The 25274-nt window shown below is 65.4% G+C and carries 22 protein-coding genes; 15 read left to right on the top strand and 7 right to left on the bottom strand.

Annotated features, from left to right (window positions below; genetic code table 11):
- Nucleotides 1–418 precede the first annotated feature (418 nt).
- On the bottom strand, nucleotides 419–658 hold the full coding sequence (locus CVO96_RS21715) for a helix-turn-helix domain-containing protein (protein ID WP_103313897.1): 240 nt from the start codon (nucleotides 656–658) through the stop codon (nucleotides 419–421).
- Nucleotides 659–807: 149 nt separating this feature from the next.
- On the opposite strand from CVO96_RS21715, the gene CVO96_RS18425 reads away from it, so the two are divergent.
- From CVO96_RS18425 to CVO96_RS18415, 3 genes are all read left to right on the top strand, one after another.
- The gene (locus CVO96_RS18425) at nucleotides 808–1398 is read left to right on the top strand and encodes a hypothetical protein (RefSeq protein WP_103313896.1); all 591 of its coding nucleotides are present in this window, start codon (nucleotides 808–810) and stop codon (nucleotides 1396–1398) included.
- 145 nt (nucleotides 1399–1543) lie between these two features.
- The gene (locus CVO96_RS18420; RefSeq protein WP_103313895.1) at nucleotides 1544–2071 is read left to right on the top strand and encodes a CIA30 family protein; all 528 of its coding nucleotides are present in this window, start codon (nucleotides 1544–1546) and stop codon (nucleotides 2069–2071) included.
- Between the two features lie 445 nt (nucleotides 2072–2516).
- The gene (locus CVO96_RS18415) at nucleotides 2517–3686 is read left to right on the top strand and encodes a GGDEF domain-containing protein (RefSeq protein WP_133161854.1); all 1170 of its coding nucleotides are present in this window, start codon (nucleotides 2517–2519) and stop codon (nucleotides 3684–3686) included.
- Between the two features lie 91 nt (nucleotides 3687–3777).
- Here the strand turns inward: CVO96_RS18415 and CVO96_RS18410 are convergent, their stop codons facing one another.
- The 5 genes from CVO96_RS18410 to CVO96_RS18390 form a co-directional block, all read right to left on the bottom strand.
- A complete protein-coding gene (locus CVO96_RS18410) occupies nucleotides 3778–4509 on the bottom strand; it encodes an ABC transporter ATP-binding protein (protein WP_103313893.1) in 732 nt (243 codons plus the stop codon).
- Complete coding sequence (locus CVO96_RS18405; RefSeq protein ID WP_103313892.1) at nucleotides 4506–6317, bottom strand: branched-chain amino acid ABC transporter ATP-binding protein/permease; 1812 nt, start codon at nucleotides 6315–6317, stop codon at nucleotides 4506–4508. Before CVO96_RS18405 ends, CVO96_RS18410 begins: the two co-directional genes overlap by 4 nt.
- A complete protein-coding gene (locus CVO96_RS18400; protein ID WP_103313891.1) occupies nucleotides 6314–7363 on the bottom strand; it encodes a branched-chain amino acid ABC transporter permease in 1050 nt (349 codons plus the stop codon). Before CVO96_RS18400 ends, CVO96_RS18405 begins: the two co-directional genes overlap by 4 nt.
- A 179-nt stretch (nucleotides 7364–7542) precedes the next feature.
- On the bottom strand, nucleotides 7543–8961 hold the full coding sequence (locus CVO96_RS18395; RefSeq protein ID WP_103313890.1) for a S8 family serine peptidase: 1419 nt from the start codon (nucleotides 8959–8961) through the stop codon (nucleotides 7543–7545).
- A gap of 55 nt (nucleotides 8962–9016) precedes the next feature.
- The gene (locus CVO96_RS18390) at nucleotides 9017–11422 is read right to left on the bottom strand and encodes a tetratricopeptide repeat protein (protein WP_103313889.1); all 2406 of its coding nucleotides are present in this window, start codon (nucleotides 11420–11422) and stop codon (nucleotides 9017–9019) included.
- 162 nt (nucleotides 11423–11584) lie between these two features.
- Between CVO96_RS18390 and CVO96_RS18385 the strand changes: the two genes are divergently transcribed.
- The 4 genes from CVO96_RS18385 to CVO96_RS18370 all read left to right on the top strand — a co-directional run bounded on the left by CVO96_RS18385 (nucleotide 11585) and on the right by CVO96_RS18370 (nucleotide 15183).
- Nucleotides 11585–13126: a cysteine peptidase family C39 domain-containing protein gene (locus CVO96_RS18385; protein WP_133161853.1), complete on the top strand. Its 1542-nt coding sequence runs from the start codon at nucleotides 11585–11587 to the stop codon at nucleotides 13124–13126.
- A 95-nt stretch (nucleotides 13127–13221) separates the two neighbouring features.
- Nucleotides 13222–14178, top strand: coding sequence for an Ig-like domain-containing domain (locus CVO96_RS18380; protein WP_103313887.1), 957 nt, complete (start codon nucleotides 13222–13224; stop codon nucleotides 14176–14178).
- A 289-nt stretch (nucleotides 14179–14467) separates the two neighbouring features.
- Nucleotides 14468–14767, top strand: coding sequence for a type II toxin-antitoxin system HigB family toxin (locus CVO96_RS18375; protein WP_103313886.1), 300 nt, complete (start codon nucleotides 14468–14470; stop codon nucleotides 14765–14767).
- Nucleotides 14764–15183, top strand: coding sequence for a helix-turn-helix domain-containing protein (locus CVO96_RS18370; protein WP_103313885.1), 420 nt, complete (start codon nucleotides 14764–14766; stop codon nucleotides 15181–15183). The genes CVO96_RS18375 and CVO96_RS18370 overlap by 4 nt, the downstream gene beginning before the upstream one ends.
- 141 nt (nucleotides 15184–15324) lie before the next feature.
- Here the strand turns inward: CVO96_RS18370 and CVO96_RS18365 are convergent, their stop codons facing one another.
- Complete coding sequence (locus CVO96_RS18365; protein ID WP_103313884.1) at nucleotides 15325–16986, bottom strand: long-chain-fatty-acid--CoA ligase; 1662 nt, start codon at nucleotides 16984–16986, stop codon at nucleotides 15325–15327.
- A gap of 248 nt (nucleotides 16987–17234) precedes the next feature.
- On the opposite strand from CVO96_RS18365, the gene CVO96_RS18360 reads away from it, so the two are divergent.
- From CVO96_RS18360 to CVO96_RS20660, 8 genes are all read left to right on the top strand, one after another.
- Nucleotides 17235–17621, top strand: coding sequence for an HU family DNA-binding protein (locus CVO96_RS18360; RefSeq protein WP_103313883.1), 387 nt, complete (start codon nucleotides 17235–17237; stop codon nucleotides 17619–17621).
- Nucleotides 17622–17787: 166 nt separating this feature from the next.
- Nucleotides 17788–19446: a polysaccharide biosynthesis tyrosine autokinase gene (locus tag CVO96_RS18355; protein ID WP_103313882.1), complete on the top strand. Its 1659-nt coding sequence runs from the start codon at nucleotides 17788–17790 to the stop codon at nucleotides 19444–19446.
- On the top strand, nucleotides 19443–20468 hold the full coding sequence (gene rfbB / locus CVO96_RS18350) for a dTDP-glucose 4,6-dehydratase (protein ID WP_103313881.1): 1026 nt from the start codon (nucleotides 19443–19445) through the stop codon (nucleotides 20466–20468). Before CVO96_RS18355 ends, rfbB begins: the two co-directional genes overlap by 4 nt.
- Entirely contained in the window at nucleotides 20465–21367 is a 903-nt protein-coding gene (rfbA, locus tag CVO96_RS18345; RefSeq protein WP_103313880.1) for a glucose-1-phosphate thymidylyltransferase RfbA, read from the top strand. Before rfbB ends, rfbA begins: the two co-directional genes overlap by 4 nt.
- Entirely contained in the window at nucleotides 21364–21915 is a 552-nt protein-coding gene (locus CVO96_RS18340) for a dTDP-4-dehydrorhamnose 3,5-epimerase family protein (RefSeq protein ID WP_103313879.1), read from the top strand. The genes rfbA and CVO96_RS18340 overlap by 4 nt, the downstream gene beginning before the upstream one ends.
- An 81-nt stretch (nucleotides 21916–21996) precedes the next feature.
- Nucleotides 21997–23118 (top strand): hypothetical protein, encoded by a 1122-nt coding sequence (locus tag CVO96_RS20830; protein ID WP_133161852.1) that lies wholly within the window; start codon nucleotides 21997–21999, stop codon nucleotides 23116–23118.
- A gap of 346 nt (nucleotides 23119–23464) precedes the next feature.
- Nucleotides 23465–24361 carry an O-antigen ligase family protein gene (locus CVO96_RS18335; protein WP_165795428.1) on the top strand — a complete coding sequence of 299 codons (897 nt, stop codon included), beginning with the start codon at nucleotides 23465–23467 and terminating at the stop codon, nucleotides 24359–24361.
- Entirely contained in the window at nucleotides 24339–25271 is a 933-nt protein-coding gene (locus CVO96_RS20660; protein ID WP_112778692.1) for a glycosyltransferase family protein, read from the top strand. The genes CVO96_RS18335 and CVO96_RS20660 overlap by 23 nt, the downstream gene beginning before the upstream one ends.
- The last annotated feature ends 3 nt before the right edge of the window (nucleotides 25272–25274 follow it).

The following is a 25274-nucleotide window of genomic DNA, read 5'->3' as shown; positions in this document are numbered from 1 at the left end:
AACGCGCTGTCCTGGGTTCCCCCGATCCCACAAAGTGCCATCGGCGGGATCACCTCGATTCCACAAAGTGCCACCGGTAACTCGGGCTGTCTTGTTCGGGCGCGCGGGCCGGGCGGTGGGTCGGGCGCTCTCGCTCAGGCTGCGCCCGGTCACTGCCACTGCCATAGAGCACTGACGGGGAGAGCATATAGGCGCTCCCCCAAGGGCGTGGCCCGCTCCCCGAGGTGGAGCTCCACCTCACGGTGGAAGCGCTCCGGAAAATCGGCCTGTCGACAAGCCTCAGCAGTCGTGCACTCCTGCTGGTGTGTTGGGTCTTCGACGACCGCGCTCACCCCACGTGTTTCGGGTTTTTACTGAACGTGGCTGGACGACTCTGACATAAGCAACTTGCAACGGAGAAGGCATCCAGGAGCGGGGGTCAGCTATCCGGAACGTACTCGAGGATGTCAGAGATCTGAACGTCCTCGCCGGTGAGTTTGCGCAGGCCGTCGATGACCATGGTGAGGGTAGGAAGATCTACTCGGGTTGGTGTGTGATCTGGTCGTGCCAGTCGGTAAATCGTGGTTGGACGTGCTGTTCCGGTCGATTTCGCGAGCGCGTAAGCACTTATTCCCCGCTGTTTTAAGTACTCCGCTAAACGCCACCTCGTGACCGACATATATCGCACATTCTGACTCATTGATTGGATAGAGCAAACCGGCGCAAGTAGTTCAATATAGCGAGGCTGCGGAATATGGTAGTATGCAACCTGAAGGGGCCGATGTTTGGAAGCCTCTGCCCCTTCAGAACCCAACTTGAGGTGGATCTATGGAAGAGTACTCCGTGCCTGCCCGGCCCGTCACCCCCGAGCCCCGTCCCCAGCGTCTCACCCGTGCTCAGCAGCGCTTCCTCGGCGTCGTCGGCCTCGGGCACCGCCCCGACGCAGACGCCCAGCCCCCCGAGCGCGTGCGGCTCAGCCCCGGCGCCGCCGAGATCCTGCGCGGCTACTACTACGCCCCCGGGGCCTACCGCAGCGGCCCGCTGTTCGGCACCCGGCACCTCGGGCAGGTCGAGGTTACCCACGTGGCCCGGGGCGGCTATCCCCGCCTGAATAGTGCCATCGGCGAGCAGCCCTTCGCGCTCGACCCGCAGTACGTGCTGGCCTGGAGCGACTGCGCGTCGCAGTACGGGACATCGGAGGTCGAGTGGGTGGGACAGTGGCTGATGCAGCCCGACAACCGGCGGGGCAGCGCGTTCGAGCAGGATTCCTGGGTGCGCCAGGCCCACCGGCTGGCGCTGGTGGATGGAGAACACTTTCTCCTGATGATCGGTGAGGAGGCGGGCACGCTGCACTACCACGCGGCGCTCTGTGGCGAAGGCGAGGCCTGGCCTGTGGCGGTCGACCCGCTGGAGGGCTGACCCCGCCGCGACCCAACCAGTGCCGACCAACAAGCAGTTATTCCCTTTCCGTCGTCCTGAACGACCAATCCGGAACGTCCAGTCCCTCGTGCCGGATGTCCGACCGCCTACGGTGAGGAGGAGGAAACTTCAGTACGCTCGGCCCATGAAACTCCCCGCTCTGGCTGTGGCGCTCCTCTCGGGTGTGGCTTCTTCGAGCACGCTGCTGGATTTCACCCCCGGTGAGCCGACCTGGTACGCCCGCAACGACACGGTGATGGGCGGCGTCTCCAGCAGCCAGGTGCGCGTGGGTGGGGGCGTGCTGCTGTTCACGGGTCAGGTGCGGCTGGAGAACAACGGCGGGTTCTCAGGCATCCGTTCCAATCCAGGCCGCTTCGACCTGAGTGGATTTTCGAGCCTGAAACTGCGGGTCAAGGGCGATGGGAAGCGCTACGCCCTTCAACTGGGCACGAGCACCCGCAACGGCGTGACCTACCGCAACGAGTTCGGCACCGTGGCCGGGCAGTGGATCGAGGTGACAATTCCGCTGAACTCCCTGCGCGCGACCCGCTCGGGCGAACGGGTCGCTGGGCCTCCGCTCGACCCCAGCAGGGTCATTTTTTTTGGCCTCACCATCGGCAACAACCGTGCCGAGCGGTTCGCCCTGGAGGTGGACTGGATCAAGGGGCAGTGACCTGAGGTGCCGCGGCCAAGAGTGCGCGGCGCCCAGCTTCAGCCACCCGTGCCGACCGCCTCGCGGCCCTGCTGAACGCGCACGGCAGTGCTTTACCCTGGGCACGCCGCACCTGGGCGCCGCGAGGTGACGAAGCTGCGGGGCGAACGCGGGCCCGAGGCGGTCATGGAACGGCCGCCCGGTGGCCCATGGCGCGGTCAGCGATCATGAGCCAGCTGGTCAGGCACGACCCGGCGGGGTCAGGCGAAGGGGCGCTGATGGTGCGCGTCCCGTGACCTGCAGCCCATCACCCCCTCTGGAACCAGCCGGCCCCTTCGTCCCGGTGCCCGTTTCGCCGGCGGGCGGCGCTGGCAGAGACCTGTCAGACCCACTGCGCTACCCTGACCGAACCGAGCATCCACGCCCCAGGCCCAGTCACCCAGGCCGCGGCCACCGAGGGAGAGTGTTGACGAGACCAGAGCGCCGCCGGGCCCGTGCCCTTTCCCTTCCACTGACCGGCCTGGCCGGCGACGACGACCTGGACAGGGTGCGCCGCCGCCTGTATATCGGCATCAGCGTGCTGGGCATCGGCATCCAGATGGGCATCTGGGTGCTGAATTTTTACCGGGCCGTGCCCGATCCGGTCACCACCGTGACCAACCCGATGTTTACCGGACTCTCGAGCTGGGTGATCTGGTGGATGGCCTGCCGCCGGCCCGTTGAGACCGTCAACTGGGTGGGCCTGACCGCCTGCGGCCTGGTGATCGTGCTGCGCGCCGTGGCCACGCCGCTGCTGGGGGGCGCCGAGCTGCTCACGGCGCTTCAGGATCTGTACTGGCTCCTGGTCGTCGTGTCCGTCATCGCCTTCCTGACGGTGGACTACCGCCGCGCCATCGGGGTGACGGCCACCTTCTACCTCGCCGGTACCCTGCTGCCCTGGGCCGTGCTGGCGGCGGGCGGGGCGGCGCTGTCGTCCCCGGCGCGGCTGGGCCAGCTGCAACTGCTGTGCGGCATCGCCCTGATCACGCTGTGCAGCCTGGCGTGGTACCGCGAGCATTTTCAGCGGGGGCGGGATGAACTGCGCCTCACCCAGAAGCTGGCCGCCACCGACGCACTGACCGGTCTGAACAACCGCCACGCCCTCTATCCCCGGCTCGGCGAGCTTCTGGGGGGCCTCACTCTACGGCTCCAACCACCAGCGGCCGCCACCGCGCCCTTCTGCCTCCTGCTGATCGACGTCGACCACTTCAAGCGGATCAACGATCAGCTGGGGCACGGTGTCGGCGACGAGGTCTTGAGGCAGGTCGCCCGCACGCTGCAGGGGCAGCTGCGCCCGGACGACCTGCTGGGCCGCTGGGGCGGGGAGGAGTTCCTGGTGGCGCTGCCGGGAGCACAGGAGGATCAGGCGCTGGAGGTGGCCGAGCGCCTGCGCCGGGCCGTCGCGCAGGCCGACTTCGGCACGGCCAGTCTCGTGACGGTCAGCGTGGGCCTCAGCGAGGCGCGCCCAGGGGACGTCCTTGAGGCTGTGGTGGCCCGCGCCGACGCGGCGCTGTATGAGGCCAAGCGGTCGGGGCGCGACCGCGTGGCCTGTGGGCCGGGGAATGATCAGGCGCCGGCGCTGGTGTCAGCCGATTGAGCAGGGTCGGGATAGAACAGAGTCGGGCCGCGACGCTTCGGGGGCGTGTCCTGCCTGTGGGCCTCCAGCACGCTGATCCCCTGGCCGCCGCTCAGCCCCCCAGGTAGCTCGCCGTCAGCTCCGGATTGACGGCCAGCTCCGCCGCCGGGCCGCTGAGGCCCACCTGGCCGGTCTCCAGCACGTAGCCCCAGTCGCTGATGGCCAGCGAGGCGCGGGCGTTCTGCTCGACGAGCAGGATGGTCACGCCCTCACTCCGCAGCTGCCGCACGATCTGCAGGATGTCCCGCACGATCAGGGGCGCCAGCCCCAGCGAGGGCTCGTCCAGCAGGAGCAGCTTCGGCTTTCCCATCAGCGCCCGGCCGATCGCCAGCATCTGCTGTTCGCCGCCCGACAGGGTACCCGCGAGTTGCGTGCGGCGTTCCAGCAGCCGGGGGAAGCGCCCATACACCCCGTCCAGATCCCCCTTCCAGGGCTGTCGCCGGCGGGCGTATGCGCCCAGCGTCAGGTTGTCGTGCACGGTCATGGAGCCGAACAGGTCGCGCCGCTCGGGCACCAGGCAGATGCCGCGCGCCACCCGCGCCTCCAGCGGCAGGGGCTGCAGCGCCTCGCCCGCGTACTGCACGCTCCCCCGGCTGGGCAGCACGCCCATCAGCGAATTCATCAGGGTGGTCTTGCCTGCCCCGTTCGCCCCGATCACGCTGACGATGTGCCCCTGCGGCACCTGAAGGCTGACGCCGGAGAGCGCCTCCACCCGCCCGTAGCGGGTGTGCAGGTCGCGCACGTCGAGCAGCAGGGGAGGGGACGCCGGACTCTGGGCGCTCACGCCGCCCCCTCCCCGGTCATGTCCACGCCCAGGTAGGCCTCGCGCACCGCCGGACTCGCGCGCACCTCGGGCGGTGAACCCTCGGCCAGCTTCTCGCCGGAATTCATCACGACCAGCCGGTCGACCAGGTTCATCACGAGTTCCATGTCGTGCTCGACGATCAGGACGGTGATCCCCTCGTCCCGCAGGCGCCGCAGCAGCCCCACCAGCTCCATCTTCTCCCCGTAGCGCAGCCCGGCCGCCGGCTCGTCGAGCAGCAGCAGGCTGGGGTCGCCCACCAGGGCGCGCGCCACCTCCAGGATGCGCTGCTGGCCCAGCGGCAGGTTGCCCGCCAGGGCGTACGCCTGGGCGCCCAGGCCGACCCGCTGGAGCTGAGAGAGGGCCTCGTGCTGCAGGGCGGCCTCCTCGCGGCGCTCGAGCCTCAGCAGGCTCGCGAGCATCCCGGCCTTTCCGCGCGCGTAGCCGCCCATCATGGCGTTCTCCAGCAGCGTCAGCTCGGGCAGCACCTTGACGTGCTGGAAGGTGCGGCTGATGCCCAGCCGGTGGATCTGCCCGGCCGTGGCCCGCGTGACGTCCTGCCCGGCGAAGCGGATCACGCCGCTGCTCGCCGGGTTCACGCCGGTGATCAGGTTGAACATGGTGCTCTTGCCCGCGCCGTTGGGGCCGATCAGGCCCAGGATCTCGCCGGCCCTGAGCTCGAAGGACACGTCGCTCACCGCCCTGAGCCCGCCGAAGGTCTTGACCGCGCGCTCGACCTGCAGCAGGGGCCCTCCCGGCGTGGGCTGCGGGCGGCGGGGCAACGTGGCGCCGGCGGGCAGCAGCTTCAATCCGTCCTGCGGCAGCGCCCGCTCGACCAGCGGCCACAGGCCCCGGCGCGCGAACTGCAGCACCAGGATCACCAGCAGGCCGAACACCACCGTCTCGAAGTTGCCCTGTTGCCCCAGCAGCCCCGGCAGCACGTCGCGCAGGGTCTCGCGCAGCTGGGTGACCAGCCCGGCGCCCAGCACCCCTCCCCAGACCTGCCCGGAGCCGCCCACCACCGCCATGAACAGGTACTCGATGCCGCTGTTCAGGCCGAACGGCGTGGGGTTGAGGAAGCGCTGGTTGTGGGCGTAGAGCCAGCCCGCCAGCGAGGCCATCAGCGCCGAGAGCACGAACACCTGCACCCGCAGCGCGAAGAGGTTGACCCCGAAGGCCTCGGCGACCAGCGGCCCGCCCCTGAGCGCCCGCATGGCCCGCCCGGTGCGGCTCGACAGCAGGAACTGCGCGCCCAGCGCCACCAGCCCCAGGCTCAGCAGCGCGAGGTACGCGAACTGGCGGGAACCGGTCAGCCGCAGCCCGAAGAGAGAGAGTGCGGGAATGTCGGTCAGGCCGGTGTTGCCGCCCAGCGCGGGCGTGTTGCCGAAGACGTAGTACAGGCTGATGCCCCAGGCGATGGTCGCCAGCGGCAGGTAGTGCCCCTGCATCCGCAGCGTGATCAGGCCCAGGAAGGCCGCCACCGCGCCGGTCACGGCGAAGCCCGCGAGCAGCCCCAGCCAGGGCGAGAGCCCCAGCCGCGTGCTGAGGATCGCCGTGGTGTACGCGCCCACCCCCATGAACGCCGCGTGCCCGAAGGAGGTCAGGCCCACCACGCCGGTCAGCAGCACCAGCCCGGTCACCACGATGGAAAAGATCAGGATGTTGGTGAGCAGCGTGACCTGGAAGACCGGCAGGATCAGCGGCAGGATCAGGGCGACGACCACGGCCGCTATGGTCAGCAGGCCGCGGGGCGAGGGGCCGGAGCGGGCAGGGGCCGCCGGCGCGCTCATTCCTCGTCCTCGGGAATGTGGCGGGTGGTCAGCGACCGCCACAGCAGCACCGGCAGGATCAGCGTGAAGACGATGACCTCCTTCCAGGCCGACAGGCTGAAGGAGGCGAAAGATTCGATCAGCCCGACCAGAATCGCGCCCGCCGCCGCCAGCGGGTAGCTCACCAGCCCGCCGATGATCGCCCCGACGAAGCCCTTGAGGCCGATCAGGAAGCCCGAGTCGTAGGTCACGGCCACCGAGGGGCCGATCAGCATGCCGCCCAGCGCGCCGATCAGGGCCGCCAGCGTGAAGGTCAGCGTGCCCGCCGCCGCCGGGCTGATGCCCACCAGCCGCGCGCCCAGGCGGTTGACCGCCGTGGCCCGCAGCGCCTTGCCGGCCATCGTGCGCTCGAAGAAGGTGAAGAGCCCCAGCATCAGCAGCGCGGAGGCCAGGATCACCAGCAGGCTCTGCCAGGGCAGCGTGACCTGCCCGAGCCGGAGGCTGCCCTCCACGAAGGCGGGTGTGCGCGAGCCCTCGGGCCCGAAGAAGACCAGCGCCAGCCCGGTCAGCACGAGGTGCAGCGCCACCGAGGCGATCAGCAGCACCAGCACCGTGGCGTTCTGCAGCGGCTGGTACACCGTGCGGTAGAGCAGCGGCCCCAGCGGCGTGACCAGCGCCAGGGTGAGCAGCACCTGGATCAGCAGCGGCAGCTTCAGCGGCGCGAGCCAGCCCACCAGCGCCCAGGCCAGCGCCCCCAAGGCCACCGCCCCGAGCACGACCCGCCCGGCCCGGCCCGCCTGCCCCCGCCGGGCCAGCGTGACGGCCTCCATGGCGGCCGCGACGGCCAGCAGGCACAGCAGCAGCCACAGCGTGCCCGGCGTGCGGCCCAGCTGCAGCGAGGCCAGCGTGAGCGTGCCGAACACCACGAATTCGCCCTGCGGGATGAAGATCACGCGGGTCACGGCGAAGACCAGCACCAGCGCCAGCGAGAGCAGCGCGTACACCGCGCCGTTGGTCAGGCCGTCGGCGGCGAGGATCGGAAAGATGGACGGGTCGAAGATGTCCATGACCTACCCGACTCCATGACCTGAGGCGGGCCGGGCACCGCGACCTAACGCTCGTTCGATTGTCATGGGCTGCACGATAGAGCATGGCTGCGCGACGTGGGAGGGGGCGCCCAGGCGGGGTGGCAGGGCGGGACTCGGGGAAGTCCTGAGCGCGGCCCTCGCCCCTCGCCCTCCCCCACTCAGGGGGCCGTCGTCAGGTTCAACATGCCGCTGCCCACGGCCGGTCGCTCGGCGCCGGGCAGGGGCTGGGCACCCGAGGTCAGGAGCTGTTCGAGTTCGGCCGGGGTCGCGTCCGGCGCGGCGCCCCGCCACAGGGCGAGCGCGCCGGCGACGAGGGGGGCGGCGAAGGAGGTGCCGTCGTACAGGCTGAACGAGCCCAGCGGGTTGCCGCTGCTCAGGCCCTGGCCCGGCGCCGCGATGTCCACGTAAGAGCCCCGGGTGCTGAAGGCCGCAGGCCCCCAGCCGGCCCCCACCGGCGCGAGGGCACCGACCGCGATCAGTCCGGGCAGCTCCAGGGCGGCCGGGTAGTGGCGCGGGCCGCCCACACCCTGGTTTCCGGCGGCCGCCACCATCAGCACCCGGCGCTGCAGGGCGTACGCCAGCACGGTCTTCAGCCCCTCGGTGGGCGTGTCCCCCCCGAAGCTGAGGTTGAGCACGAGCCGGGTGGAGTCGGCCGACTGCAGCGCGTAGCACACGCCGCGGATGGCGGCGCTGGCCCGCACCTGACCGCCGCTGTCCCCGATGCGGATCGGCAGGATCTTCGCGCCGGGAGCCACCCCCAGGGCCGTGCCGGCGGCCAGGATGGCGACGGGCGTGCCGTGCCCGTCGGGCGAGAGGGGGGTGCCGGGGTCGTCGAAGGTGTCGGTCGGCTGCCCGTCCTCGTCCACGAAGTCAAAGCCCGGGAGCAGGTCAGCGCCGAGCTGGGGGTGGGGGGTCACGCCCGTGTCCAGCACGGCGATGGTGACCCCCACCCCGGTCTGGCCCCGGGCGTGGGCCGCCGGGGCGCCGACCGCGCCCAGGTGGTCGGCGTCCAGATCCCACAGGCTCTGGGGATCGGCGTGCAGCACCACGTCCACCTGATCAGGCTGGCTCAGTCGGTCGAGCACCGCCCCGGTGGGCTGCGCGGCGGGCACGCTCACCCGGGCGATCGAGCCCGCGCAGGGGCCCGGGCCGCCCAGGGGCCGGAAGTCCAGCAGGCCCAGCCCCAGCCCCAGGCTGCTCAACCGGGCCAGGAAGGTGGCCTCGGAGACGCCGGCCCGCACCATCACGATCACCTCGGTGCGGGCCACGTCGCCCAGCACCTTCAGGTCGGCGCCGGCACTCCGGGCGCCGGCCACGACCTGCACCGGCTGCGGGCCGCCGCGGGCGGTCGAGGGCACCGTGAAGACGACCGTGCCGTCGGCGGCGCTGGTCACCGGGGCCCGCAGCCCCCCGACCAGCACCTGCGCCCCGCTGGCCGGCAGGCCCGAGAGCCGGGCCGTCACCGTCTCGCCCCGCGCGGCCTGGCTCGGGTTCAGGGTCAGCTCCGGTGCGGGCTGGGGCAGGGCGCAGCTGCTCAGCAGGATCAGGCCGGTGATGTACGTCCACGCTGCTTTCATCAGTGTCCTCCAGAAAGGTGACCCCATCGACCTCTACGAATCTCCAGGGCATGGCCTAAGCCTGCCCGGCCCCCCGTGAACGCTCGATGAACGCCTGATAGTCGGCCTGGGAGCGCGCCAGCTGGTCGTGGTTCCCGCTCTCCCCGATGACCCGCAGGGCCTCCTCGAAGGCGTCCCCATCTCCGGTGAGTTCCGCCAGGTTCGCCAGCACCGTGCCCAGCAGCAGGGGCTCGCCGGCCCGCTGGGCGAGGGCCAGCGCCGTGTCGTAGGCGGCCCGGGCCTCCGCCGGCCGCCCGGCGCGGTGGTGCAGGGCGCCCAGGTTGTTCCAGGCGCGCGCGGAGGTGTTCAGGGAGCCGGCCTGCTCGGCCAGCAGCGCGGCGTCCCGGTAGGCGGCCGCGGCCCCGGCGGCGTCGTGCCGGCGCTCGCGCACCTGACCCAGGTTGAGGGTGGTGCGCGCCCGCATGACGAGGTGCTCCCCGGCCGCGTCGAGGGCCGCCTGAAACGCCGCCTCGGCGTCCTCGCCGGCGGCGCTCAGGGCGGCGGCGCGGTTGTTCAGGGCGCCGGCCCAGCGGGCGGTGTCGCCCAGCGTGAGCCAGAGGGTGGCGGCCCGGCGGTATTGCCGCTCGGCGGCGCGGTGGTGGCCGCGCTGGAAGTCCAGGTGGGCCAGGGTGTTGAGCGCCTCGGCCCGGGCCTCCCCGCCGCTGTCCAGGGCGGCCTCGGCGTGGCGGCGCGCCTGTTCGGGGTGGCCCAGGCGCCAGGCCAGCGCGCCCCGCAGGGCGGACACCAGGGGGAGCTCCGGCAACTCGTCCAGCGCCGACAGCGCCTCGCGGAACTGCCCGGCGCGCTCCAGGGCCCGGGCGCGCAGCACGCCCAGTTCCGGGCCGGGCGCCGGGTGGGGGGGCGCGTCCGCCAGGGCCCCGGCCGCCTGCAGGGGAAAGCCGCGCCTCAGGGCCTCGGCTGCCCAGTCGAGCGTGACGGCCTGCACGGCGGACAGGTCGGCCTCGTCCCAGAGGGCCCGGGCGCTCTGATACAGCCCGTAGGCCGCGCGCCCCCGCAGCGTGCGGGCGAGGCGCAGCGCCAGGGCCGCGTGCCGGGTGGGCTGGGCCTGCAGGGCGCGCCGCGCGGTCGCCCGGGCCCGCACCTGCCCGGAGACGTCGATCAGGCCCGCTCCCAGCAGGGTCTCCACGGCGCGCGAGAAGGTGGGCGCGTCCAGGGCCAGCGCCTGCCGGACGCGCGGGAGCTCGGGCAAGTCGAGCAGGGTCAGCGCCCCGTGAACCTGCCGGGCGGTGTCCGGCAGGGCGGCCAGCCCGGCCTGCAGCACGGGCTCGATGGGCTCGCCGCGCAGCCAGGCGCCCAGCAGGCCGGGCAGGCCGCCGGTGGCCTCGAAGGCCCCGGCGTGGGCGGCCAGTTCGGCCTCATCCAGGGCCCCGAGGTCGAGCTGCGCGTCCACCGCGAACGGGGGGGCCTCGGCCGCCGCCACGATCACCCGGGCCTGGGTGCCGAGCCCGCGCAGCGTGCCGAGCAGGGTGCGGCTCTCGGGATCCAGTTCGGCCCAGCCGTCGATCAGCCAGGTGCCGGGCAGGGCCGCCAGCCGGCGCAGCCGGGCGTGCTCGTCGCCCGGCACCTCGGGGCCGAGCAGCGGTTCCAGGGTGGCGTAGGGCAGGCCGGCGCGCGCCCCCAGGAACACGCCGTCCAGCCGCCGCAGCAGGGTGGTCTTGCCCATGCCGGGGTCTCCCCGCACCCACGCCCAGGCGCCGGCGGGCAGGCGGCCCAGCTGCCGCACCTCGCGTTCCCGGCCGATGACCGCCGGGCGCAGGCGGCGGCGGGCCTCGTCGGGGGAGAGATCGAGCCGCAGCGCCCACTCCTGCGCGCGCCGCCGCACCTCCTCGGCCTGCGGGCTGTGCCCGGCCACGAGCAGGGGATAGGCCCGCGCCCAGAATTCCGGGGGAGGTTCCGGCGCCCCCGCGAGGTGCAGCGCGCGCTCGGCCCAGCCGGCGGCTCCCCCGAAGTCCCCCTGCGCCGCCGCCTGCTGGGCGAGTTCCAGCGCGGCGCCCTGCACCTGGGCGGCCAGGAGTTCGCGCCGGGTGTAGACCCACTCCTCCAGCTCCGTGCTTCCGCCGGGCAGCCCGGCGCCGTCCAGGAAGGCGCCGGCATACAGTTCGAGGGCCCGCCCGGGCTGGCGGCCGCGCAGGGCGCGTTCGATCTCCAGCGCGTCGCAGGGCAGGTCGGCCCACAGCCGCACGTCGTCGCCCTGCAGGGCGCCCGGGGCCGCCTGACGGATCTGCCGCACCGCCACGGCGATGGAGTTGGTGGGACTGACCGCGTCGCGCCAGAACAGCTCGCCCAGGTACCGGCGGGGCCGGGGGCCCTCCAGGGTCAGGTAGGTGAGCAGCAGCAGCGGTTTCGGGCGGCCCAGCCCGGCGCCGTCCAGTGCCAGCCCCCCCAGGGTGCGCAGCCGCATGCCCCAGTGTACGCCCGGTCAGGTGCGCCAGTCTGGAAACGCGCGTCTGGACAAGGTTTCGGGGCCGCCCCGGCGCCCTGTTCATCGGATGTTCACCGGCGCTTGTCTACTGTTTCCCCAGGCCCGGACAGATGCCCGGCGCCGTCTCTCAGGGGGGGGAATATGAAGATTGACTCAAGAAGTTCGGTGCTGGCCCTGGGCCTGCTGCTCGCCGCCTGCTCCGGCACGGGAACCGGCCCGTCGCCGGCGCCCCCGGCACCCGCCCCGGCGACCACGCCGGGCCCTGGTGAGGTTCGGCAGACGCTGCGCGCGTTGGCGGGCGGCACGGTGGTGCACCCGGCCGGCGCGCGGCTGGTCGTTCCGGCCGGCGCTCTGGCAAAGGACGCCGCCGTATCGCTCAGGGAGGCGCCGAGCGACCTGCCGGGCGAGGGCTTCCAGGCCGCCGGCCGGCGCTTCGTGGTGGACGTGCAGGGAGGGGAATTGAAGCCGGGGGCGCTGCTGGAGCTGGACGCCCGGGGCCAGGATCTGGTGCTGCTCACCACGGCCCCCGACGGCACCCGCCGCCTGCGCCGGGCGGACGTCCGGCAGGGGGTGGCCCGCATCCCGCTACAGGAGGAGGCTTCGCTCCGCGCTCCGGGCGCACAGTCCTACGAACTGGTGCGGGTGCCCGCCCAGGACGTCGCGGCGCCGACCACGATCCTGAACGTCCCGTACTACTGGCAGGACAACCTGCCGTGGTGCGTGCCCACCTCGCTGGCGATGGTCATGAACCAGTACGAGAACCTGCAGGGCACCGTGGCGAACTGGCAGCTGGCCGGAGCGGATCACCAGGCATCGGACGAGGGCAACAGATACCTCGAAATCCTGGACTCGCTGGGCGTAAACAAGGCGCTGTACGACTACCTGTCGTGGGACGCCGACCTGATTCCGTCCGCGCCCTTCACCAACTACCTGAAGTTCATGATCAACACGACCGGCCGCGCCCCGGGGCTCTCCTCGACCACCACGAGTCACGCCTTCGTGGGCGTGGGGGCCAGCAACACGCATGTCTGGCTGCACGATCCCTCCGGCGCCTTCAGCGGAACGGCCAGCGTCGCGCAGAAGCTCAGCTGGGAGGAGTTCCGCGCCGTGGCCATCGACGCCACGCGGTCGAACGAGCTGCGCACCCTGATCTTCCACAAGAACCCCAAGCCTCCGGCGCTGCGCCGGGGCTCGGTCGTGCTGGAGGAGGGCGCCGGCGGCAGCCTGAGCTACCACCGGGGCGGCCAGGTCAGGGCCAACTGGCAGTGGGACGGCTCGTTCTGGACGAACGGGTACATCTGGGACGATCCGACCGGCACGCTGCCGCAGGACGGCACGTACGGCAACCGCTTCCCGCGCACGGGCGGTACGGGCGCCGTCAAGAAGCTGGACGGGCACTTCTCGTACAAGGCCAGGGTCGCCAACGTGACCGGGCAGGCCCGCAACTACCAGCTCTTCGTGTTCCTGGAAAGTCCCCTGGGCCCGTTGCAGTCCCGTATGTACGCGCTGAACCTCCCGGCCTACAGCTGGAAGAACAACGTGGTCAATGACGTGCTGGACAACTTCAACATCACCCAGGACGGCACCTATTCCATCCGCTTCGAGCTGCTGGAAGGCGGCGACTTCGTGGATGTCAAGACCGTCAAGTTCGCGGTCGGAGACGGCCCGCTCGCCATCCCCTGAGTCCGCTTCAGTCCGGGGCAGGAAGAACGGGACAGGTTCCGGGCGGTTCGCCGCCGCCCGGAGCCCGGTCGAGGCCCGCCCCAGAGGAGTACCCCATGCATACTGCGCTCTCCACCACCCTGACCGTGTCCGCCCTGCTGCTCGCCTCCTGCGGGGGCGGCGGGGTACCGTCCGACACCACGCCACCCGACACCACGCCGCCCAGCGTCCTGGGCCTGACCCCCGGCGACCAGGCCACCGGGGTCGCCCAGGACGCCACCATCGTCATCACCTTCAGCGAGCCCATGAACCGGGCCGCCACCCAGGCCGCCTACCAGTCGGCCGAACTGCCCGCCGGCGACCTGGCCTTCAGCTGGAACGATCCGGGCACCGAACTGACGCTGACCCCGAAGGCGAACCTGCAGTACACGGCCGCCGGGAAGGTCTACGCCCTGAGCCTGGACGGCAGCGCCACGGATCTGGCCGGCAACGCCCTGCCCGCCTTCGGCAGCTCCTTCCGGACGCTGCGCCAGCTCAGCACCACCCTGAGCAGCGCGCCCGCGCTGGACGGCTGGGTGCGGTCGGACGGCGCCGTGAACACGGACGGTGTGGCCCTGCTGGCGGGCGACAGCGGCACCGTGGACAACGCCACCTACCGCAGCTACCTGAGCTTCGACCTGGCTGCCCTGACGGGCGCGACCGTCGTGTCCGCCACGCTGGGCGTCCACCAGTCCAGTGTCACGGGAACGCCGTACACCAGCCTGGACGTGGGGAGCAGCGACCTGAGGCTCGACCACGTGAATTACGGCGTGAGCCTGACGTCCACCGACTTCGATCCCACGGTGTATGCCACGCTGGGCGACATCAGCAGTTCCAGCGCGCTGGGCGCCAAGAGCCTCGCGGTGCTGGGTGCCCTGAACGCTGACCTGGCGGCCGGCCGCAGCCGCTCGCAGTACCGCCTGCGCTTCGCGGCGCTGACCGACGGCGACGGCCAGGCCGATTTCGCCTGGCTGCATTCCGGTGACCACGGCGCACACGCCCCCACCCTGGAGGTCACCTACCTGACGCCCTGAGCGCAGCCGGGGGGCGCAGAGCCCCACTCCTTCGACGCCCCGCATCTCGCCCGCAGACTGGTTCTGCGGGCGAGATGCAGGGCGTTCGGGTAGAGGGCGACGCCGATCTCCCCGGAAGTCTGAGTGTCTGCAAGCGGGTCATTTTCTGACCGCCTGGGAAAGTCGGTGCGGCCGAGACCAGGGCACTTTGGATGGTCAGCCGGGGCCATGGCCGCCCCATCACGTTCTGGAATGACACATCCTCTTCATGTCACCTTGACATATTTATGTCACTATGATATAACTAGCCATGAACGTCATCTCGCCTCGCACACTCGCCGCCGTCTGGGCGGAGGAACCGGAGGCCGAGGAACCTCTGCGCGAGTGGCTGGCTCACGTTCAGGGCGCCACCTACCACACCTTTGCGGATGTGCGGGCCGACTACGGCAGCGCCGACTGGGTGGCCGGGTACATCGTCTTCAACATTGGCGGGAACAAGTACCGCCTGATCGTGTCCCCCAATTTCGCCGGACGCTTCCGCACTTTTTTCGTCAAGTTCATCGGCACCCACAAGGACTATGACCGCCTGGATCTGGAGCGTGATCTATGACCCTGAATATCGCTGACCTGACGGCCACCTGGCAGCACCTCCACGCCCTGGCGCACGACGCCATCGCGCCCATCACCGACGAGAGCGGGTACGACCGCGCCCTGATCATCCTGGACGCGCTCCTGAAGGAAGTGGGAGAAAACGACTCCCACCCGCTGGCCGATCTGGTCGAGGGGCTGATCGGCCGCGTCACCGCCTACCAGGACGCCGCGCAGCACGTGCCGCCGGCGCCCCCCGAAATGGCCCTGCGGCTGCTGATCAAGGAGCGGGGCCTGACCCAGCAGCAGGTAGCCGAGGGCACCGGCATTCCCCAGGGCAACCTGAGCAAGCTGGCCAGCGGCAAGCGGGCGTTCACCGCCGACCACGCCCGCCGGCTCGCTGCGTTCTTCAAGGTGAGTGCTGGCCTCTTTCTCTAGGCTCCGTTCGCTGCACTGGTCGTGCTCAACGTTTGACTGTCTCACCGCGCTGGTCACAAGCCATGCACTTCGGTGCAAGCGTCTGTGAGGGCAGATCCTTCGAGGGCAGACACTTCGGCGAAATCAGCGAACACTCCCCCCCTACCCCTGAGTCATCTTCGCCCGCGCGGCCTCCTGCAGTTGCCGCCAGGCGACCTTGCCGGTGGGGCTGCGCGGCAGGGAGTCCACGAACTCGTAGTCGCGCGGCACCTTGTAGCTCGCCATCTGCTCCCGCGCCCAGGCCTCGACGTCGCCGGGCTCAACCTGCTGTCCGGGCCTCAGGACGATCAGCGCCCGCGCGCGCTCGCCGCTGCGCTCGTCGGGCACGCCGATCACGCAGGCTTCCTGCACCGCCGGGTGCCCATGCAGCAGGTTCTCGACCTCGGCCGGCCAGACCTTCATGCCCGAGACGTTCACCATGCGCTTGAGCCGGTCCGAGAAGAAGAAGTACCCCTCCTCGTCCATGTACCCCAGGTCGCCCGAGCGGAAGAAGCGCTGATCGCCGATCTCGATGAAGGCGCTGGCGGTGTCGAGCGGCCGGTTCCAGTAGCCCTGCATGACCTGCGGGCCGCTGATCACGATCTCGCCGACCTGGCCGGGGGGCAGTTCCTCGTGAGACTCGAGGTCGATGACCCGCGCGTCCACGTTGAACAGCGGCACGCCCAGGCACTGCAGCTTGGGCCGCCCCCTGGGGTTGGAATGCGACTGCGCCATGGTCTCCGAGAGCCCGTAGCCCTCCAGGAACATGATGCCGGTGGCGTCCAGCAGCTTCTGGCCCACCGCCTGGGGCAGGCTGGCGCCGCCGCCCGTGATGTTCCGGACCGTGCCCAGGTCGGCCGGGCTGAACTGCGGCGAGGCCATCAGGTCGATCAGCATGGTGGGCGTGTTCGTCCACAGGGTCACGCACTGCCCACGCATCAGCACGCGCGCCGCCTCCCGATCCCAGCGCGACATGATCACGATGCGCCCGCCCACCGCCAGCCCGGCCAGCAGGCTGTTGATGAAGCCGGTCACGTGGAAGAAGGGCAGCGCGGCCAGGAACACGTCCTCCACGGAGCCCTCGACCCACACGCCGGCCCCGAAGACGTTGGCGTGCACCGAGCGGTGCGTGTGCATACAGCCCTTGGGAAGGCCGGTGGTGCCGGAGGTGTAGGGCATGATGCACAGATCCTCGGCGCTCACCTCGGCGGCGGGCGCCGGGTCGGCCCTCAGGGCGTCCTCCAGCGCCACGTCGCCGGGCCGCAGACCGGTCACCGGCACGTCCAGGCCGTCGGGCAGCGGCACGCCCGCCCGCTGGGCGTCGGTGCCGTGCATGACGTTGGCCACCACGGCATGCTCCAGGCCCGCCTGGGTGGCCCGCTCGTACAGCTCGGCGCCGACCACGCCCACGCGGATGCCGGCGTCCTGCAGGAAGAAGCCGAATTCGCGCGCCTGCAGCATGGGCGCGAGCGGCACCACCACGCCGCCCAGCTGCCAGACCGCGAACGCGGAGATCACCCAGGCCGGGCTGTTCTGCAGCCACAGCGCCACCCGGTCGCCCTTGCCGATGCCCTGCGCCGCCAGGTGGCCGGCGAGCCGCTCCGCGTGCTCCAGCAGCTCACGGTAGGTCAGCGCGCGGCCGTAGTGCCACAGCGCGACCTTGTCCGGATAGCGCTCGGCACTGACCCGCAGGGTGTGCATCAGGCCGGTCTGCGGCAGCGTCAGCGAGCGGGGTTTGTGGGGGGGCCAGTAGCGGGTGGGCGGGGTGCTCGGTTCCTGGGTCATGGGGGCCTCCGGGGTCAGGGGTCAGACGAGGGTGCAGTGGGGGGTGCAGCGGACTGGGTTGTGGATGTCCGGAGTCTAGCGCGGCCCCAGCCTGCGCGGCGGAAACCCCGCCGGGGGGCTGGACGGGCCGGCTGGCCTGCCGGAATTTGCCGTGCTGGACGCCAGGGGATTTTTAACCATCCCTGTATCTCTGTGCTGGAGGGCGTTCCTGGGCACAGACCCCCTTCCCAAGCGCGCCTGGATATGTCATGCTGCTCACCATGACCAAAAAGTCAACGAAGGCCCCCGCCAAGAAGCCCGCCGCCAAAGCTGCTGCCAAGCCCGCCGCCAAGAGTGCGGCCAAGGCTCCGGCCGCCAGCTCCAAGGTGGCCAAGACCCAGCTCGTGGAAATGGTCGCCGACAAGACCGGCCTGACCAAGAAGCAGAGCGAGGAAGCTGTCAGCGCCATGCTGGACGCCGTGGTCGGCGCCGTGCGTGGTGGCCAGAGCGTCGGCCTGCCCGGCCTGGGCACCCTGAGCGTCAAGGCCACCGCCGCCCGCACCGGCGTGCGCCCCGGCACCAGCGAGAAGATCCAGATTCCCGCCGGCAAGAAGGTGGCCTTCAAGGTCGCCAGCACCCTGAAGGGCACGCTCTAAGCGAGGTCTCTTGGTGAAGGGGCACAGGTGAGAGCCTGTGCCCCTTTTCTTTGCCGGGGTTGGGGGCCACGCGTTCAGGTCGCCGGCTTCCCCACGGAAAATCCCGCGTGAGGGGCGCCATTCATGAAATCTACGTTATGATCCCCAGGATGATGAACCTCGGCCCATGCAGCGCACCTTTCCAGACCCGGGCGACCCCGTTGTGAACGAGCAGGAAATCGATCTGAGCCTGTTGTGGCGCGGCATCCAGCGGCGGCTGCCCTGGATCCTCGGCACTGCCCTTCTGCTGGCCCTGGGCACCTTCCTGTGGTCGCGGGCACAGCCGACCGTCTACGAGTCCAGTGCCAGCCTGATCGCCTCGAACAACCAGAGCCAGGACGCCGCGCTGGGCACGGCCCTGATCAAGGCGCCCCCGCTGCCCGAGGGAGCCGTGCCTCAGGCGCTTCTCAGCACCCAGGTGATCACGCCGCTGATCGCCTCGATCGGGCGTTCGCCGGATATCGAGCCGGCGGAGAAGGCGCGCCTCTCAGCGCGGATCACGCAGGAACTGCGGGAGCAGCGCCTCCGCACCGTCACGCTGACCTCCCGGCTCGATGGGGGAGGGAACGGCATCTATTCCATCCGGGCGCGGGCCCGCACCGCGAAGGCCGCACAGGCTCTTGCTGACCTGGGCAGCGCCGCGCTGCTCAATTGGGATCGCAGCCGGGCGCTGGAGAATGTCCGCCGCGCGCAGGCCGGCTTCCGGGCCCAGCTGGCCCAGGTCGATTCCCAGCTGAGCGCGGCCACTGCCCAGGGCACGAACGTCGAGCGCCAGACCCTGATCGCCCGTCGGGCCAACATCCAGGGCAACCTGACCCAGGTGACGCTGCTGGAGGACTCAGTGGCCGGCATCCTCAGCCCGCTGTCCAGCGCCGTCGAGCCGCTGCGCCCGGTGGCTCCCAAGCCCCTGCGGAACAGCGTGCTGGCCGGGTTGCTGGGCCTGCTGCTGGCGACCGGGGTGGCCTCACTGCTCACCCTGCTCGACCGCACCATCCGCAGCGAGGACGATCTGCTCGCCCAGAACGCCCCGACCCTGGCCGTGATTCCGCGCCTGCGTCAGCGCGACATCGTGCTGTCGGGCATCGTGCGGGCTGCCCGGCAGGCGGGGCTCTACGAGGCCATCGGCTTCCTGCGGGTCAACCTGATGTCCAGTCTGGCCGGCAAGCCGCATGCGGTGGTCATGATCTCCAGCACGGCGCCCGGCGAGGGCAAGAGCAGCCTGACCGCCACGCTGGCCGACGGCTTCGCCTCCAGCGGCCAGCGGGTGCTGATCATCGACGCCGATCTGAGGCGCGGCACCCAGGCCGCCGTCTGGAAGAAGTACGACGAGGGGGGCCAGTGGCACCAGCTCAGCGGCATCGGCGGCGTACGAACCACCCGCGAGGCGTTGCTGAGCCCGGAGAATGTTCAGGTGCTGCAGGTTGAGGAGAACGTGGACATGCTGCCGGCGGGCCTGAGCGTGCACGACAGTCTGGCCGTGTTCAATCAGGCCGACGTGTCCCGTGCGCTGAAGCTCTGGAGTGAGAGATACGATATCGTGCTGCTCGACAGTGCGCCGCTCCTGGCGCTGGCCGACGGTCTGGTGCTGGGCGCGCACGCCGACGCCGTGCTGATGGTGACCGAGTATGGTCGCACGAACGCACAGGCGGTGCGGAGCGCGATGCGCCGGGCCGAGCGCGCGGGCCTGAATGTGTTGGGCTTCGTCATCAATAAATCGGACGCCCGCGAGGGCAAGGGGTACGGGTATTCCTACACGTACTCCCCAAGGGAAGGGGTAGGCGCATGAACATACTGGTCACCGGAGGCTGCGGCTTCATCGGCAGCAACTTCGTTCGGTACTGGCTGGAGCAGCATCCGGAAGACCGGGTCGTCGTGTACGACAAGCTGACTTACGCCGGCCGCAGGGAAAACCTGCAGGATCTCTGGGACTCGCCCAGGCTCTCGCTGGTCGTCGGCGATATCGGCGATCAGGATCTGGTGCGCCGCACCTGCCAGGAGCAGGGCACCCAGCTGATCGTCAACTTCGCGGCCGAGACCCACGTGGATCAGAGCATCCTGGGGCCACTGGTGTTCACGGACACCAACGTGCGCGGCACCCACGTGCTGCTGGAGGTGGCCCGCGAACTGGGCATCCGCCTGCATCACATCAGCACCGATGAAGTCTACGGGCACATCCGCGACGGGCACCAGAGCGTGGAGACCGACGAACTGTCTCCCCGCAGCCCGTATGCCGCCAGCAAGGCCGCGGCCGATCAGCTCGTGCAGGCCTATGCCATCACCTACGGCCTGCCCGTGACCATCACGCGCGGGGCCAACAATGTCGGGCCGTACCAGTACCCGGAAAAGGCCGTGCCGCTGTTCAGCACCAACGCGATCCTGAACGAGCCCATTCCGGTGTACGGCGACGGCCTGCAGATGCGCGACTATGCCCACGTGTACGACCACTGCACCGGCATCGAGACCGTCCTCCTGAAAGGGGAGATCGGGCAGGTCTACAACGTGGGCACCGGACGCGAGATGACCAACCTGGAGATGGTGGACATCGTGCTGGAGACGCTGGGCAAGGATCACAGTCTGGTTCGTCACGTCACCGACCGCCCCGGCCACGACCGGCGGTACTCCATGAACGTGGACAAGCTGCGCGCCCTGGGCTGGGAGCCGAAGTACGACCCCCGGCAGGCGGTCGCCGAGGCGGCCCGCTGGTACGCGGCGAATCAGGCGTGGTGGGAGCCCATCCGTTCGGGCGAATTCCGCGAGTATTACGAGCGGCAGTATGCCGAGCGGCTCGCCGGCTCTGGCCAGCCATGACCGTTGCCCCTACCTCACGCCGCGGCATCATCCTGGCCGGGGGCTCAGGGACGCGGCTGTACCCGGCGACCCTGGCCGTGAGCAAGCAGCTCCTGCCGGTCTACGACAAGCCGATGATCTACTACCCGCTGACCACCCTGATGTTGGGCGGAATGCAGGACATCCTGGTGATCTCCACCCCCGAGGACACCCCCCGGTTCCGGCAGCTCCTGGGCGACGGCTCGCAGTGGGGTATCCGGCTGGAGTACGCCGTGCAGCCCCGCCCCGAAGGGCTGGCGCAGGCCTTTCTGATCGGCGAGGAGTTCCTGGCGGGCCATCCCAGCGCCCTGGTACTGGGCGACAATATCTTCTACGGCAACGATCTGTCGGATCTGATGGGCGCGGCAGGCCAGAAAGCGCACGGAGCCACAGTCTTCGCCTATCAGGTCAGCGACCCCGAGCGCTACGGCGTGGTGGACTTCGATGAGCAGGGCCGCGCCCTCTCGATCGAGGAAAAGCCGAAAGCTCCGAAGTCGGACTTCGCGGTCACGGGCCTGTATTTCTACGATGAGCGCGTGGTCGAGATCGCCCGCAGCATCCGGCCCTCGGCGCGGGGCGAGCTGGAGATCACCGACGTGAACACCACTTACCTGCAGGACGGCTTGCTGGACGTTCAGCTCATGCGCCGGGGCACCGCCTGGCTGGACACCGGCACCCACGAGAGCCTGCTAGAAGCCAGCCTGTTCATCCAGGCCATCGAGCACCGCCAGGGCCTCAAGATCGCCTCGCCCGAGGAGATCGCCTGGCGCCAGGGGTGGATCAGCACCGACACGTTGCTGGAGCACGCGCAGAAACTGGCCAAGAACCAGTACGGCAAGTACCTGATGAAGATTGCACACGAGAGGCGGCACCCCGTATGACCACAGACCACACCATCCAGCTGGCACCTGAGTACGCCAGCGAACTGAAGTTCGAGAGTTACCCCGCCGCGCCCCAGATCGAAGGGGTGTGGGTACATGCCCTGAAGAAGAACCGTTCCGAGAACGGCGCGTTTATGGAGTATCTGCGTCTGGATGAGCGGGGCGTCCAGGGCCTCCCCGGAGCGTTGGTGCCCCGTCAGATCAGCGTGTCCTGGGCGGCGCCGGGGCGCATCAATGCCTTCCACATCCACGTTAAGCAGGAACAGAACGAGATCTGGTGTGTGCTGCAGGGCCAGCTCATGATCTGGCTGGCCGACTGCCGCCAGGGCAGCCCGACGCTGGGCGTGAAGCGCAAACTGGTGTTCAGTGGAGAGCAGCCCATGCTGGTGCATATTCCCAGTGGCGTGGCCCACGGATATCAGGCCGGGGAGCAGGGGGCGACCCTGTTGTATTCCATGGATGCCCAGTTCGATATCAGCGACCCGAATGAAGGGCGGCTGGGGTGGGATTACTTTGGGGCGAGTATCTGGGACAAGGATATGGGATAATACTTGTCTTGGCGCTCAAAAATCGCTATTGAGTCTCTTTTTTTCCCTTCTGCCATGTTTAACATCGCTACAATAAGTGTGATGTCTAACATTATTTTACCAAATGTTATTGGGCAAGCAGAGTTTAGTAAATGGAGACAGATCCTGACCATGTTGGCATTTGCAGGCCTTGCACACATAGGCTTGGCGGATGGTCTACAAATAATTTGGTTGAAGACTAAGGGAATGATTGGTTTAGGTTCAGCAATTAGTCTGGGTTTTGTAATGGCAATCACTGCTCCTTTACTAATTTGTTTTTCCTATTTTATTCTAGGTGGCCTCCATTATACCACCATTGGGTTATTCGTCCTTACATCTCTAAATGCATTTTTTATTAATTATTTGCTCTCTCACGGTTCTGCTAGAATATTGACGTTTTATTACTTTCTACAATCTTTGGTGTATATCGTTTTTATTATTTTAGAAGGATACTTTCATTTAGTAGGTAGATCAAATGCTGCAGTAATTGGACAGGTACTTTTAATATTAACTACTTTGCTATATGCGTTTATTGTATTTTATTATGATAAGCGAAAGTTAAATTACAATCCGTCGATACGCGATATTTTAATCCAAAGTGACGGTTTAGCCTATTTCACTACTAATGTAGTGTTGATTTTATTGTTTTCATTTGATAGGATTTTAGCTATACGAGTGCTAGATGAAAGCCAGAGGAGTCAATATTTTTTCTGCTCGTTGTTTATTACTGTTAGTAGTACACTCTTGCTATATATTTCCAATGTAATTTTTTCTAGAGGCGTTATTCTCAATTATAAAATGAGGTTGGCATGTTTTTTTATTGGAGTACTGTTATGTTTATCTACAGCTGTTTTATCCGAAGACTGGATAGCTACAAGCCTCAACAGCGTTTTCCCAGATTTTAGTATTAATAATGTCAAGCCTTTTATATACTGCTCTATATTAGTGGCCTATTTTCTAATATCGCCATTCACAATTATGAAACGTTTTTATGTACGTTTGCTAATTCTGCTCACTATCGCAAATATTAGTGTATTTAGTTTAATTATTTTACAATTTGCTGTTAATCAGTATAGACTTATCGCCTTATACACGCTGTGCATTGCCTCGATTACACTTATGTGCGAATTATTGATTGTCTTTATGCAGATGATAGATAAAAGGGAGGGACGGTATGCTGATTAGGCTTGGTAATATATTTTTTTATATATCTATGTTCTTAATTATCTGCTATCCTTTACAATTCCAATTGGAGAAGCTGATTCTCATCTGTGTTTGCCTCGCTTCTGGGTTTCTGGGCGGAAGAAGGATAAGAATAGTGCCGTCTAATTACATATTCTTGATAGTATCGTTAATATTTAGTTTCACAAACTTGATGTTATCATCATTCGCTGGAATGAATTCATCGGCATATTATAGTTTGTATTTATTCTCCCCAATTATCTATATAGTTATCTTTTCTATTCACTGCGACCTTCTAATGGATAGAAATTTTATCAAATTTCTCATTTTTACATCTATATATATATCCGTGGTTAACATTAATAGCGTTGCTTCTTCGGCTGGAATTCTACATTTCGGGCCTATGCTTACGCTTTTTACTGGAAGAATAGGTGTACACGAAGGGTATGTTCAGATAGTGGATTATAATGTTTATTCTCTCTTCTTCCTGGCACCTTTCGTCTTAATTATGCTATTCAACCAAGATTTAACTAGACTCTTGAGATACTCATCTTCAATTCTAATTGTCTCATCCGTACTTTTAACCGGAAGAAGAGCTTTATGGATCGCAATATCTGTGGCATGCTTATTCACTTTTTTTATGTGGATTGCATATAATTATAAGGTCAAAATTAAACAGATTAGATATGTAATAATAATTTCTACAAGCACAGTTTTTGTTGTAGTACTTGCTATTATTTTTATGTATAATTACCAAAGTATATTCGGGGTATTTTCTGGTCTCAGCACCAGATTAACAGATGCCTTCACAAATGATGGTGGTTTAGGTATCCGGCAATTGCAGCAAAGCATATTAATTGCTGAGTGGCTTGAGGCCCCTATATTCGGTCACGGCATACCATCATCTGCTTCATTTGTAAGATCTATAGATTTTTCGGCAGCATATGAGGCTTCATATCATGCACTATTATTTCAAACCGGAATAATAGGATTTGTTATATATTCAATGCCAGTCGTATTCGTGTTTATAAGATTGTGTCTTATATATTTAAAACGTTTGATTAGAACGGCAGGGTTATATATTCTTGCGGTTATTTCTGGCTTCCTTTGTATACTTATTGGAGTTTACACTAATCCTTATTTTGGCAGTTTTGATGGATTATGGATGCTATTTCTGCCAATAATGCTGTATAATTCTATAATTCTGTCCATTAAGGAGAAAAATGGCTCAAATATTGTTAGATGAGAGTAATTTAGGTGCCGTTGTAGTCTGTTTTGATACTGGCTCCGGGTTTACAAATAGATTGAGGAGATTGTTAAATGTATCGCATAATATTGTAGTGGTAATAAATAGATTTTCAGATGTATCAAATCAATCGTCATTTGTGCGTCAAATTAAAAGTGATTTTATATTTGAAATTACTGTGTTAAAACTCATTATTATTGAATTAGACGATAATTACGGTATAGGCCATGCACTCAATAGGGGTGTACAATATCTCCCTAATAGAGTTGAATGGATAATATTCTTCGACGATGATACTGAACTAATGTTTGAAAGTTCTTTATCTATATATCATGAGGTCAGGAAAACCATTGAAATTTATGGGGACGAAAAATTTGGCATACTCGGATTAGGCTACAGAGATTCACTGGAGGATTCGGATAAAACAGCTGAGGATAGTTTTAAATTAAAATATTCAGTAATTACGAGTGGGTCTGTAATTAAGAAGAGCACGCTGCAATTGATCGGGGCTTTCAGAGAGGATTATTTCATCGATTCTGTCGATATTGAATATTGCATCAGATTGAAATCTAAAGGTTTATACGTAGCTCAGTCAGGTAAGATTGCTATGATTCATCCAATTGGGGAGAAGTACACTAGAAACGTGCTTGGTAGGAAAATAGTGTTTACAAAACATAATTCATTGCGATGTTATTATATAACTAGGAATAGAATCTTACTTGGAAAACAATACTTTCGTCTCTATCCCGAGTTGATATTATCTAGTACACTGCAAACTATAAAGCATTCTATAGAAATTGTATTATATGAGGATCAAAAGATGTTAAAACTTAAATCAATGTGCATCGGTTGCTGGCATGGAATATGTGGAATATCAGGGAAATTAGTCAAGTCAATAGTGAGGGAGTAAACC

It is taken from the genome of Deinococcus koreensis, from assembly GCF_002901445.1.
Classification (GTDB): Bacteria; Deinococcota; Deinococci; order Deinococcales; family Deinococcaceae; genus Deinococcus; species Deinococcus koreensis.
The sequence above is the reverse complement of the archived record's forward strand: the minus strand, read 5'-3'. Positions and strand labels throughout refer to the sequence as shown.